The sequence below is a fragment of the Streptomyces viridifaciens genome (assembly GCF_001888885.2).
In the GTDB taxonomy this organism is placed as follows: Bacteria; Actinomycetota; Actinomycetes; order Streptomycetales; family Streptomycetaceae; genus Kitasatospora; species Kitasatospora aureofaciens.
The window spans coordinates 1,015,250-1,027,145 of the sequence record NZ_CP090840.1 but is presented as its reverse complement, the minus strand read 5'-3'; the positions used below and the strand labels follow the sequence as shown (position 1 = coordinate 1,027,145).

At 71.8% G+C, this 11,896-nt stretch carries 11 protein-coding genes; 3 read left to right on the top strand and 8 right to left on the bottom strand.

Annotated features, from left to right (window positions below):
• Window positions 1–90 precede the first annotated feature (90 nt).
• The 5 genes from dpgD to BOQ63_RS04745 all read right to left on the bottom strand — a co-directional run bounded on the left by dpgD (window position 91) and on the right by BOQ63_RS04745 (window position 5,443).
• Window positions 91–900 (bottom strand): enoyl-CoA-hydratase DpgD, encoded by an 810-nt coding sequence (gene dpgD, locus BOQ63_RS04765; protein ID WP_072653473.1) that lies wholly within the window; start codon window positions 898–900, stop codon window positions 91–93.
• Window positions 901–977: 77 nt separating this feature from the next.
• Window positions 978–2,282, bottom strand: a complete 1,305-nt coding sequence (gene dpgC / locus BOQ63_RS04760; protein WP_050366174.1) for a (3,5-dihydroxyphenyl)acetyl-CoA 1,2-dioxygenase DpgC — start codon at window positions 2,280–2,282, stop codon at window positions 978–980.
• Entirely contained in the window at window positions 2,279–2,941 is a 663-nt protein-coding gene (gene dpgB / locus BOQ63_RS04755; protein ID WP_072653472.1) for an enoyl-CoA-hydratase DpgB, read from the bottom strand. Before dpgB ends, dpgC begins: the two co-directional genes overlap by 4 nt.
• A 74-nt stretch (window positions 2,942–3,015) precedes the next feature.
• Entirely contained in the window at window positions 3,016–4,098 is a 1,083-nt protein-coding gene (gene dpgA, locus BOQ63_RS04750) for a 3,5-dihydroxyphenylacetyl-CoA synthase DpgA (RefSeq protein ID WP_030557872.1), read from the bottom strand.
• A 19-nt stretch (window positions 4,099–4,117) separates the two neighbouring features.
• Window positions 4,118–5,443, bottom strand: a complete 1,326-nt coding sequence (locus BOQ63_RS04745) for an aminotransferase-like domain-containing protein (protein WP_030557871.1) — start codon at window positions 5,441–5,443, stop codon at window positions 4,118–4,120.
• Window positions 5,444–5,816: 373 nt separating this feature from the next.
• Between BOQ63_RS04745 and BOQ63_RS04740 the strand changes: the two genes are divergently transcribed.
• From BOQ63_RS04740 to BOQ63_RS04730, 3 genes are all read left to right on the top strand, one after another.
• Complete coding sequence (locus tag BOQ63_RS04740; protein WP_072653471.1) at window positions 5,817–7,163, top strand: cysteate synthase; 1,347 nt, start codon at window positions 5,817–5,819, stop codon at window positions 7,161–7,163.
• Window positions 7,164–7,253: 90 nt separating this feature from the next.
• Window positions 7,254–7,835 carry a cysteine dioxygenase family protein gene (locus BOQ63_RS04735; RefSeq protein ID WP_079183399.1) on the top strand — a complete coding sequence of 194 codons (582 nt, stop codon included), beginning with the start codon at window positions 7,254–7,256 and terminating at the stop codon, window positions 7,833–7,835.
• 119 nt (window positions 7,836–7,954) lie between these two features.
• Window positions 7,955–8,167 (top strand): MbtH family protein, encoded by a 213-nt coding sequence (locus BOQ63_RS04730; protein ID WP_030557867.1) that lies wholly within the window; start codon window positions 7,955–7,957, stop codon window positions 8,165–8,167.
• A 339-nt stretch (window positions 8,168–8,506) separates the two neighbouring features.
• Here the strand turns inward: BOQ63_RS04730 and BOQ63_RS04725 are convergent, their stop codons facing one another.
• The 3 genes from BOQ63_RS04725 to BOQ63_RS04715 all read right to left on the bottom strand — a co-directional run bounded on the left by BOQ63_RS04725 (window position 8,507) and on the right by BOQ63_RS04715 (window position 10,928).
• Entirely contained in the window at window positions 8,507–8,683 is a 177-nt protein-coding gene (locus BOQ63_RS04725) for a helix-turn-helix domain-containing protein (protein ID WP_232543337.1), read from the bottom strand.
• A gap of 9 nt (window positions 8,684–8,692) precedes the next feature.
• A complete protein-coding gene (locus tag BOQ63_RS04720) occupies window positions 8,693–8,860 on the bottom strand; it encodes a hypothetical protein (RefSeq protein ID WP_232543338.1) in 168 nt (55 codons plus the stop codon).
• Between the two features lie 445 nt (window positions 8,861–9,305).
• Window positions 9,306–10,928: a hypothetical protein gene (locus tag BOQ63_RS04715; protein WP_143174623.1), complete on the bottom strand. Its 1,623-nt coding sequence runs from the start codon at window positions 10,926–10,928 to the stop codon at window positions 9,306–9,308.
• Between the last annotated feature and the right edge of the window lie 968 nt (window positions 10,929–11,896).

Genomic DNA, 11,896 nt, shown 5'->3' with positions numbered 1-11,896 from the left:
GGTCAGTGCTCCCGTTCGTGTCAGGTGCGAGTCAGTGCGGTGCGGCGGTCGCGGCCGCGACGAGGAGTGGGGCGACGGCGGGAGGCCCCGTCAGCGGCCCTGCCAGCGCGGCGGGCGCTTCTCGACGAAGGCGCGCGGGCCCTCGTCGGCGTCCTCGCTGTGCATGCGGCGCTCCTCCCACGGGAACCGGGTCTGGAACGCCTGCTGGAGCGGCATCGTGGCGGCGGCAGCAGCGGCCTGCTTGACGGCGCGCACGGCCAGCGGGGCGCAGCCGAGGATGTCCGCGACCCAGGCGTCGACGGCGGAGTCGAGGTCCGCGGCGGGAACGACCTCGTTGACCAGGCCGAGCTCGTAGGCGCGGTCGGCGGTCATCGGGCGGCCGCTGATCAGGTGGCCGAGCGCGACCCGGTAGGGGGCCTGCCGGGTGAGGCGGAACACGCCGCCCGCTCCGGCCGTCAGCCCGAGCTTCGCCTCGGTCAGGGCGAAGGTGGCGGTGTCGGCGGCCACGATGACGTCGCAGGCGAGGGCGAGTTCGAAGCCGCCGCCGAAGGCGGCGCCGTTGACGCGGGCGACGACGGGCTTGGCGAGGTCGAAGCGCTCGGTCAGCCTCGGCCAGCCGGGCTTGCCGCGGCTGCCGAAGGTGGAGGGGGCGTTGCTGCCCTCTTCGATGCTGGCGGCGAGTTCCTTGAGATCCTGCCCGGCCGAGAAGGCGCGCTGCCCGGCTCCGGTGAGGACGGCCAGCCACAGCTCGTCGTCGGAATCGAAGTCGTCCCACACGAAGGCGAGTTCCTCGTGCATGCGCAGGTCCATCGCGTTGGCGCGGTCGGGCCGGTCGAGGGTCACGTGGGCGACGCGGCCGCGCTTCTCGTAGCGCACGCGGGTGAGGTCGGCGGCTTCCATCTGCTGTCCTGCCTGGGGAAGAAGAGGTGGGGCCGGGAGCCCGACGGGGGTTCGGGCTCCCGGAGGCGGTGCGGCGGTCAGGCCGAGAAGCGGCCGACCTTGCCGATGACGTCCGCGCTGTACAGGCGAAGCGCCTGCTGCATCGCGAATTCGGCCATGTACTGCCGGAACTGCTCCGGCGGCTCTTCCGCGAGGTTGAGCATCCGCCGGTTGGTGGTCACGGCGGGGCCGTCGAGGCGGGCGAGGGACTCGGCGATGGCCTGGTCCATCCGGGCGGGCTCCACGACCTCGTCGACGAGCAGGCGCGCGTCGGGCTCGCAGGCGCGGAGGCGGCGTCCCCACAGCACGACCTGACGGGAGACCCGGCCGCCGGCGAGCCGGCCGAGCCGCAGGTTGGCGGCGCCAGGGACGATGCCCTCCTGGGCGGCGGGGACGGTGATGTAGGAGTCGGCCGCCGCGATGACGCGGTCGAAGACCATGAGGAGCTGGGCGCCGCCGCCGATGGCGAAGGTGTCGACGGCCGCCACCCAGGGCTTCTCGACGATGGGCGTGTGCCAGGCGCCGTCGTGGTCGACGCGCAGGCCGCGGATGATCTTGTTGATGTAGCCGATCTCGCGGCGCAGCAGGAAGTCGACGAGCGAGATGTCGCCGCTGTGCAGGCTCTTGAGGTTGATGCCCGCGCTGAAGACCCGGCGCCCGCGGTAGCGCGGGTGGGTCATCTCACCGCCTCGGAGCACGCCTGCGCGCACGCCCGGGTCGAGCAGCACGAGGTCGACGGCCGTCTCCATGTCGTCGACCTGGCGGTTGTCCTCGGCATTGAGACAGTCGGGCCGGGTCATGGTGAGGTGCGCGGCACCGTCGCGGCGGGCCAGGTGCACCGAGCCGAGGTCGAGTTCGGCGGTGCGCAGGAACTCGGGCAGGAGCTTCAGGGCTCGCTCGGTGGGCAGCGCCATGGTGTCGATGAGGTGGCGCCCGGCGACGGGCGAGCGCAGCACGGCGCGCAGGAAGAGGCCCTGGTCGATCTCGTGGCCTTCCTTCTCCGCCTGGAGACGGCCGCGCTCGGAGGCCAACTGCTCGGCGGTGGGCACCAAGCCGGGCCATTCCTCGCCCGCGGCGGCGAGCAGCTCGGGCAGGCGCAGGTGGAGCGTGAGATCCGCGGTGAGGTGGCGGTAGACGGCCTCGGCGTACTGGTCGAGGAACCGGGCGCGCGCGGTGCGGGCGGTGTTCTTGGCGTCGGCGGCCCGCTCGCGATGCCGCGGATCGCGCTGGGCGGGAACGGGGAGGGCGGCGAGTACGGCGTCGGTCCGCTCGGCGATCCGGGCCAGTTCGCGGGCGGCCCGGGCGAGGCCCGCCTCCTGGGCGGGCACCACGGGAGCGGTCACGAGGCGGCCTCCACGGCGGCGCGCAGCGTCCGGTCGCAGGCGGCGAGGTGACGGCCGAGCGCTTCCTCGAAGCTGGTGGTGCTGGCGTCGAGCATCAGCTGGCGGCGGATGCCCGTCCCGGCGCCGCCCGTCAGCTTCTCGAACACGGGGGCGAATGCGGCGGCCGGGTCGGCGGCAAGTTCGTCGAACAGGTGCAGGGCGAGGGCACGCTCGGCGTCGAGGGCGTCGCCGAAGAGGACGGCGCGCCGGGTGGCGGCGACGCCGGCCTGGTTGGCCAGCCGGTACAGGGCCATGCCGGGCCAGACCTCATCGGTGCCGGCGCCGGCGAGCGGCAGGAGCCGGGCGTCGGGCGTGGCGACGCGCACGTCGGTGGCGAGCAGCACGTCCAGGGCCGTGCCACCGCAGTCCCCGGTGACCAGGGCGACGGTCGGCACGGCGAGCTTCTCCAGCCGGCGCACGGCCCGCTCCCACTTGTTGACCAGCGGCAGCGGCACGTCCATCCGGGCGGCCGGGGCGCCGGTGACGGCGACAACCAGCGGCGTAGTCGCTCCGGTGGCGTTCTCGGCGGCGTCGCACAGCGCGTCGAGGGTCCGCACGGTCGCCGGAGTCAGCGGCTCGCTGCCGTCGAGCGTCAGCTGGGGCTCGGGAATGCTGTTCATGAGGGTGCGGCCTTCTTGCTCGGGGAGGGATGCGGGGGGTTCTGCCGGCGCGGTCGGCCAGGTTGGTGGCCCGGTCACCAGCAGACGAGGGCGGTCTCGATCGTCGAGCCGGGGCCCATGGTCATCAGCACGCAGTGGTCGCCGGGTTCGACGACCTGTTCCTGCAGCAAGCGCTCGTAGGAGAAGAGGAACGAGCCGCTGGAGAGGTTGCCGTAGTCACGCAGCACCCCGGTGGTGTGCCGCACGTCGTGGCGGGTCAGACCGAGGTTGACGCCCACGGCGTCGATGACCTTCTTGCCGCCGGAGTGGACCAGCCACTGCCGGATGTCGCTGCGCCGCAGGCCGGTGCCGGTGAGCAGGCGGTCGACGACGCGTTCGGCGTGGGCGCCGACCACGTAGGGGACCTGCGGGTCAAGGTAGAAGCTGAACCGGTCCTGGGTGTCGTCCCAGTCGTAGCGCATCGCGTCGACGGCGTCGGTGATGATGTAGCTGGCGAACTTCAGGATCCGCGGGCCCTCGACCTGCGTGAGCGGCAGCTCGGGCTCGCCCGCCATCAGCGCGACCGCGGCGGCGCCGTCGCCGAAGAGGCTGTTGACGACAGAGGTGCGCATGGTGCCGTCGAAGACGTAGGCGGCGGAGCAGGCCTCCGCGCACACCATGACCGCCAGGCGGCCCGGATTGGCGCGGGACCAGCCGTTGACGGCGTTCAGGGCGTTGAGGCCGGCGTTGCAGCCCATGCCGACGACATCGAGGCGGCTGGTGTGCGGGTCGATGCCCAGCTCGCGGATGATCAGGGCGCTCAACCCCGGGGTGAGGAAGCCGGTCGTGGTGACACAGCACAGGTAGCCGATGTCGGACAGGTCCGCGCCGGTCCGCTTGAGCAGGTCCTGAACGGCGCGCACGCCCATGTCGACCGCGTGGGTCTTGTGCTTGGCGAGCAGCTGCCCCTGAACTTCCGGCACCCGGGTGCCGTCGGGGCCTTCGGGCGGCAGGGTCAGGTGTCGGCGGTCGATGGCACTGTTGAGGAAGACGGACCGGACCCGGGAGTCCTCGATCCGGAAGATGTCCAGGAGCTCCGCCTGCGAGTAGGAGGTCTCCGGGACGGCGGTGCTGACCGCGACGATGCGGGCCAGGTCGGTCGTGGTGGTGTTCGTCATCGGTGGGTCCGTCCCGTCGTCAGTTCTGCTGCTGGTCCCGGACGAACCGGGCCAGCCGGTCCAGGCCCGTCTCGATCTCCTCCGGCCGAAGGTGGCTGAAGGAGAGCCGCACGACGTTCCGGGGGCGGGTGTCGGCGTAGAAGTGGTGCACCGGCGTCCACAGCACCTCGTACGTCGAGGCACAGAGTTCCAACAGGTCGTCACCGGCTGGGAACGGGACGGTGAGCAGCAGGAAGAACCCGCCTTCGGGGGCATTCCAGCTGACGCCGGGGACGTTGCCGAGGCGGCGCTCCAGGCCGGCGAGCATCCGGGTGAGGTTGTCGCGGTATGTGGCGATCTCACGGACGTTGGCGCGTCGCAGGCTGCACCCGTGGGCCAGCAGCTTGCCGCCGATGACGGCCTGGGCGATCGGCGAGGTGTTCACCGTCAGCATGCTCTTGATCTTGGCCAGCTGGTCCGCGAGCGTGCCGGCGCTGCCGTCCGCCGCCGTGCTGCCGGCTTCGACGACGCGCTGGTCGGCCAGGACGTAGCCGACGCGGGCGCCCGGCAGGCCGGTCTTGGCGAAGCTGCCGAGGTAGACCACGCGGGCGGCGGTGTCCAGGGCCTTCAGGGTGGGCGGCCCGTCCGGGTCGCCGAACAGCCCGTAGGGGTTGTCCTCCAGGAGCAGCAGGTCCTCCTCGGCGGCGATGCGCAGCAGCCGGCGGCGCGTCTCCAGGCTCATACGGGTGCCGCTGGGATTGGCGAAGTCGGGGATCACGTAGCAGGCGCGGGGGTTGCGGCCCTGGGCCCTGACCTCGTGGATCCGCATCACCAGGTCGTTCAGGTCGATGCCGTCAGCCGCATCACGGACGGGCACCAGCGTCATGTCGACCAGGCCCGCGGCCCCGTGCACGCCGACGTAGCTGGGCGCGACGGCGAGAAGCACGTCGCGCTCGTCGCGGCGCAGAGCGCGCAGGGTCAGGTAGAGGGCCTCCTGGCAGCCGACGGTGACGACGAGGTCCTGCGGGTTCGCGTTGATGCCCTCGTCCAGGCGCAAGTGCTCGGCAACCAGTTCGTGGATGACCCCCTTGGTGCGGCCGTACTGCAGCACGGTGCGGCGCACGCGCTCCTCGTCGCCGGAGAGGCGCTCGGTCAAATGCTGCTGGTACAGCGACAGGTAGCGCGGGAGGTCGTCGAGGTCGAAGAAGCCCTCGTACGGCCGCCCTGCCGCGAGCGAGACCGCGCCGGGGTAGCGCAGCGCGATCTCGTTGAGGAAGTTCATCGACTCGCTCACCGGCGAGGCGAGAGACGCGTGGAGATCGCCGACCAGCAACTGTGCGTAATCGGCGAAAGGGCGGGAACCCATGATCAGTTCCTCTGCTTGCTTCGAGGGGACGTCAGTGATCCGGACAGTAGCGGCCCGGGAGCTGCGGCGACAGTCGCCCGCCGGAGCCCGAGATTTGGCCCAACACCGCTGCCAAGGTGGCACTTTGCACTGGCCAGCGACTCTTCCCCACGGCACGGGAAAGCGGAAATTGATCTTCCATTCAGATGATCTTCATGTGTTCGACGGCTGCGGCCGGGGTTCCTCCGAACGGCACAGGCTAGATTGACAACTGCCACGGTGCGTGACCGCCGCGCGTCCTGCTCGACCGACGGCGCTCCACGCCCGGTCCGCGCACGCCGGACCCCCGACGCACCCCTGCGAAGCACCCTGATCCCCGAGGCGACTGGTAACCATGCCCGCTGACCGACTGCCCCAGACCGACGCCGGTCACTACCGGCTCGTCTGCTGCGAATGCGGCGACCGCCGCGAGGACGACGGGACGGCTCTCGCCTGTCCCGCCCCGCACGGCCCCTCCCTGCTGCGAACCGAGTACACCCGAGACGGTTTCACACCGGACGACCGGGCGACGGGCGTCTACCGCTACCACCGGTGGCTGCCGGTGCGCCGCAGTCTGCCGGACACCGGACGCACCGTCGTCCGCCGCGCTGAGCGGCTCGGCGCGATGCTCGGCCTGCGCGAGCTGTGGATCGCCTTCAACGGCTACCATCCCGAGTGGGAAGCCGACCTGACCACCGGTTCGTTCAAGGAGCTGGAGGCCGCCACCGTTCTGGGCAGGCTACCTGAGTCGGCCGGCACCCTGGTCGTCGCCTCGGCCGGGAACACCGCCGCCGCCTTCGCCGAGCTCTGCTCACGACACGACGTCCCCGTCGTGGTGGTGGTGCCGCAGAGCGCACTCGGACAGCTGTGCTCGCGCACCCCCTACGGTCCGTCGGTGCGGCTCGTGGCCGTGGCCGACGCGGAGTACGCCGACGCGATCGCCCTGGCGGACGCGCTGGCCGCGCTGCCGGGCTTCACCGCGGAAGGCGGCACCCGCAACGTCGGCCGACGTGACGGCCTCGGCACGGTCATGCTCGCCGCCTACGAGGAGCTCGGCCGCCTTCCCGACGTCTACGTGCAGGCGATCGGCAGCGGGGCCGGCGCGATCGCCGCCCACGAGGCCGCCCTGCGGCTGCGATGTACCAGCGGCGGGCAGGCCGGGCCGCTCCCCCGTCTCGTCCTCGCCCAGAACTCCTGCTTCGCCCCCGTCCACACCGCCTGGCACACCGGTGTCCGGCCCTGGGAGGGAGCCGACCGCCAACCGGACGCGGTCCACCGGGCGTTCGCCCCAGAGCTGACCAACCGCCGCCCGCCGTACGACATCGCGGGCGGACTCGCCGACGCGCTGCGGGACAGCCGCGGCGACGTGCTGACCGAGGACGCCGCCGCCGCCCGCGGCGCCATGGACGCGTTCGCCGAACTGGAGGGGCCCGACATCGAACCGCCGGCGGGCATCGCGCTTGCCGCCCTGCGCTCGGCCCTGAAAGACGGGCGCGTCGCCCCCGGAGCCGCGGTCCTGCTCAACATCACGGGCGGAGGCCGGGCCCGATACCGCCGTGAGCACCGCCTCGAGGCCAACGCACCGACGCTCGTCGTCCCGCGCGAGGCCGCCCACGACGCACGGTCGGTCGCCGAGATCGCGGCCGTCGTCAACCGCAGTGAGCGGATGGCCCGTCAGGTGGCTGGTTCCGTCGGGCCCTAGACCCGCGACACCCGGTCATCCACACCGCAACCCACGACCTCAGCCCCACCACCTCAGCCAGGACCCCAGCGCCGAGGAGCGGCCGTCCCCATGTCCCTCGCTTCCCTACCGTCACCCCTGCACGCTACGGCGCCCGGCGCGTCCTCACGAACGGTCGAGCTCTGCGACGTGCTCACCAAGGCCGTGCGAGCCGCCCCGAGCACCGAGCCCGCCCACAGAACCGCCGACCGGGTCGCCTGCGGGCTCGCCGGCTTCCTGGACCGCCGGGATCTGCTCGCTCCCGCGCACCTGGCACCGGACCCGCAGTGCTACCGGCAGCACGTGCTGCACGTGGACCCCGAGGGACGCTTCTCCCTCGTCGCTCTGGTCTGGCTCCCCGGTCAGGCCACGCCCGTCCACGACCACACCACCTGGTGCGTCGTCGGCACCTACCGCGGAACCGAGGAGGAGACGAGTTACCGCTTCACCCGTCACGCCGACGGCAGCTCCGCTCTGGAGCCGGTAGCGACGACGGTCAACCCGCCGGGCACCGTCACCTACCTGACCCCGCCCGGCGACATCCACCTGGTCCGCAACGGCGGCGACGACCTCGCGGTCTCGCTCCACGTCTACGGCACTGACGTCCGGCGCCACGGCAGCAGCATCCGCCGCCGCTACGACCTCCCCGTCTGAAGCAAGTTCACCCGACGGTCATGCCAGGACCTTGTTCCGTTCACCACCGTCGATCATGGTCTGTCCTGGTCGGCCGGTGAACACTCCCGCCCCGACCACCATCCAGAAAGGAACCCACCATGGCTAATCCCTTCGAGGACGCCGACGGCACCTACCTCGTTCTCGTCAACGAGGAGAATCAGCACTCGCTGTGGCCCGCCTTCATCGACGTCCCGGCCGGCTGGACCATCGCCCACGGTCCCGACAACCGCCAGGCCTGTGTCGACTACGTCGAGACGAACTGGACCGACATGCGTCCCGCGAGCCTCGTCGCCGCCATGGCCGAGGCCTGAGCGCGGCACCGTTCCGCGCCGCGCCGTCGAGCCGGCGTCCCCGCCGGCCGTGGACCCGGAGCACCGCCCCCGGGCCCACGGCCTCCCGGCACCGCCGTGCCCCGCCCGACCGGAGCGCGGACCCGGGGACCGGACACGGACGTGATCGGGGCTGGCATCTCGGCACCGCGCGGCAGCACCAGGTTGCGCAGCACGTCGTCGGCAGGCACGCCCGGCCGGCAGCAGTCCCGGGCGCGGCTCTCCCGGCTGCGCACCGCACCGACGGGGATCACCGAGCCGGGCACCACCTGAACGTTCGGCCGCCATCCGCCTCCCGGTCAGAGGTGTTCGAGCCGCAGCTCATGACCCACGCGCGTCGGGAACGAGCAGCCGGCGCAGGGCGGTGGGCGTGTGTCCGACGTGCTCGCGGACGGTACAGGTCAGATGCGCCTGGTCGGCGAAGCCGAGTTGGGCTGCCAGGTCGGCGAGGCTGGATGCGCCCTCGGCGATGAGGTCCACAGCCCGGGTGACGCGCACGCGGTTGCGCTAGCGGGTCAGCGAGACACCCATTTCCTGTGAGAACACCCGGCTCAGTCGATAGGGCGACACTTCCAGCAGCGCGGCAAGTGCGCAGTGGTGCGCCTGCCACCACAGGTCGGGCAGCACGAGCAGCGCGGCGATCACCCCGCCCGCGAACAGCCGGCGGTCGACCACGGCCCGGCGGGCCGGACCGAGGAGCAGCCGTCGGCGACGACCGCCCCGGAGGCGTCCGGTGCGGCCGGTGCGGCCGCGGCCAGGGCCGGCGGGGCCCCAGTACTGTCACCGCGGCAACCACCAGTGTCCCTGCCGCCCGGCGCAGTATCCGCTTCATCGTTCGGTCCCCCTCGCATCTCTTCGGAGTCGGCGGACCGTCACCCGGACCGCCACAAGAGGAGTTGAGGCGGACCGGGCCTTCTGTTACGCAAGGTGTGACGGGCCGACCCGGATGGCCGGAGCGACTCCTGCCGGTCACCGGTCTCGTGACTGCTCGGCGCGCGCCCGGGGCCGAGGACCAGGAGCCGGTCGCCGCCGAGACCGCCGCTGAGGTTCGGGCCTGTGGCAGTTGTCTTCTCCCGATGGGGGTCCGGGGCGGAAGGCTGTGCGCCGTCCGCCCAGGGCGTCACCCGTGGCGGTGGTGGTCGCAGCGGTCGGAGAGCTGGAAGGAGGCGATACGGGTGTTCCAGTTTCCGGTACCGTCGGCCGGCTGGTACTGGTTGGTGTACCAGAACGTACAGTCGTCCACCGGGTCGATCGCCATGGAGGTGTAGTCACCCCAGCGGTTGCTCCCGGTCTGGGAGCCCGTGCCGGTCCACACGGTGGTCTCTCGGAATGTCATCTCGTTCCGCGGGTCGTGCGCCAGGCGTCCGGTTGCGCGGATCGACGGATGGTCCTGGGAGGACGACGCCGAGTATCCCAGCGCGATGTCGCCGTCCTTGTCCTGGGCCGCGGAGCCCATCCACCGGTACGAGGGCCCCGGAGCGTAGGTGCTCTGCTGGTGGACGACCGGTCGGCCGTGGTCCAGCCGCAGTTCGTACCAGCGCACCCCCACGCTGCCGGGCACGTCGACCGCGTGGTTGACGACCAGGGACTGGTGGTCGCCGAAGTTGCGGTAGGCGAGCCGGTACATGGCGGAGTAGGAGAGCGAGTCCAGCTTCTGGGTGGTTCCGGCCTGGGGGACGCATCGGGTGGGATCGGTACGTACGCAGGCCGGGTTGTAGGGGGCCACCCGTAGCTCCCCGGGACCAGTGACGGCGGTGCGGGTCTGGTCGGCCCAGTCGACGTGGAACCGCCAGTACTGCAGGCTGTTGCTGGCCGGGTTGAGGGCCATCAGGAGGTTGGGCTCGCCCTGCGGGGGTGGGGTCGTGCCGTCGAGGTCCGAGCCGAGCGGGATGGTCGGTGACGCGATGGTGTAACACTGCTGGTCAGCGTCGGCTCCGCGCAGCATCCTTTGCCGGTCCCAGGCGCACGCCTCGAAGAACGCCCCGCCGGTGAAGGCCGCGTAGTAGGCGTCCGGCCACACCGAGACCTTCGGGTGGTCGATGAAGTGCTGGTACCCGAAGTCGTACCGGTAGTACTCGCCGGTGGCGTCTTCGGTGGTGGAGACGGCCACGCACAGCCGATTCGTGGTGCCCGTCTCGTCGAGGGCGAACTGGTTGATGATCCAGCGGTGGGCCAGGGAGTCCCAGCGGACCACGGGATCTCCGATGTCGACGTTCTGAGAGGTCTCGCACGGTCCGCCGAACCCGCTGAACAGGGTTTGGGTCCTCAGCGGCCCCAGCAGCGTGGCACCGGTCTTGGAGTACACCGCGAGGTCGTAGTTGGTGATCTCCACGATCTGGCTGGAGCCCACCGAGGCGTTGGGGTCGGGGGGGACGCCCCCGGCTTCCCGGATGCCGTCGAAACTGACGTCCAAGTGGATCTGGTCCCGGTTGCCGTCGCGGTCCTGCACCACCCGATCCGGACGGGCGCCCTTGGTGAGGGACGGGTGCGGCGCGTTGCCGGGGCGCGTGACGCCGGGGGCGGACCGGTGCTGTCCGGATGTCTGCCCCAGTTCACGCAGCGGTGGCGAGGTGTCGTGGTGCAGTGCGGGTCCGGAGTCATCGGACCGAGGAGCCTGCCCGTGGACAGCCGGCTTGAGTACGGCTCCGGCGGCGGGCGGGGCGGCCCACGCCGGGGCGGCCACCAGCGTGGCTCCCATCGAGGCGACGGCGACGACCGAACGCATGGCACGGGATAGGTGCATCAATCCTCCGAGCGGGTCGGTGAGCCAACCCGATCGGCCGTCTGGCGACGGCATCGTCCGAGGCAGCCCCCACCCGCGTGCGGCGGCGGTCGTGACCTCCCGGCGCCCCGGGCACGCCGGGGACGTTTCCAGGCCACGGTGTGAGGGCGGGCGACTCATCTGTGGGTGTGGCAGAACCCAGTTATCCACCTCCTCCGCCCGACGCCGGGGTGATCGGTGCCGTGTCGGGCGCGGCTCAGCCGTATGGCGCCGCCTCCATGACGGCCGTTCGAAAACTCACCGCTGCATCACATATCGTCATAATTAGGCTAATCTTGCCGCGAGTTGAGGAAGTGTCAGGACGCTGGTCCCCAAGCCCAGGAACAGCGCGGAGTACGCCCATGGCTGAACTGGAGCTCGGTCGCCTCGATGCCGATGAGCGTCCGGCGTTGCGCATCAACGCCGCCGACCCCGGCATGACTGTTGGGCGACCGAGGCCGAGTTCACGCTGCCGGGCGGCGCGGGTGGCGGCGAAGTTCACCGCCTACCGCGTCGCGTGCTGGGCACCAGCCCGTCCGGCGCCCCGGGCCGTGGAGCCCATCTCGGAGCGGGGAACGCGGTCCGTCCCGGCCGGGACGGCTCGGCCGGTTCGACGGCGTCGTCCTGGTCGCCGGGCTGGGCGGGGCGCTGATGGGTGCTCACGGGCGTCACCTGGTGGTCGTGGTCGGCTGGCTGCCTCTGGCGGATCAGACAGGCGCGGCCGTCGTGGACCAGCACCGCGCACACCCGCACCCGGACCGGCCCGGTCACCGCGCTGGCGGTCACTGCCGGGCCCAGGTCGGGCAGGCGGGCTCGTGCCTGGGCGGGCAAACTCACCGGCGGCCCCGGGGCGAAACTCACCGCCCTGGGGCGAAACTCCCCACTGCAGGTCAGCGGCCTGCCCGGTGGTCGCTCGGATCGGCCTGGCCGATGGCCAATGCGAGCCAGCG

Bases quoted from the DNA above. Each gene is read 5' to 3' on its own strand.
- BOQ63_RS04740 (WP_072653471.1), top strand. From the start codon at position 5,817: ATGCCCGCTGACCGACTGCCCCAGACCGACGCCGGTCACTACCGGCTC.
- BOQ63_RS04735 (WP_079183399.1), top strand. From the start codon at position 7,254: ATGTCCCTCGCTTCCCTACCGTCACCCCTGCACGCTACGGCGCCCGGC.
- BOQ63_RS04715 (WP_143174623.1), bottom strand. From the start codon at position 10,928: ATGCACCTATCCCGTGCCATGCGTTCGGTCGTCGCCGTCGCCTCGATG.
- BOQ63_RS04745 (WP_030557871.1), bottom strand. From the start codon at position 5,443: ATGGGTTCCCGCCCTTTCGCCGATTACGCACAGTTGCTGGTCGGCGAT.
- dpgD (WP_072653473.1), bottom strand. From the start codon at position 900: ATGGAAGCCGCCGACCTCACCCGCGTGCGCTACGAGAAGCGCGGCCGC.
- BOQ63_RS04730 (WP_030557867.1), top strand. From the start codon at position 7,955: ATGGCTAATCCCTTCGAGGACGCCGACGGCACCTACCTCGTTCTCGTC.
- dpgA (WP_030557872.1), bottom strand. From the start codon at position 4,098: ATGACGAACACCACCACGACCGACCTGGCCCGCATCGTCGCGGTCAGC.
- dpgB (WP_072653472.1), bottom strand. From the start codon at position 2,941: ATGAACAGCATTCCCGAGCCCCAGCTGACGCTCGACGGCAGCGAGCCG.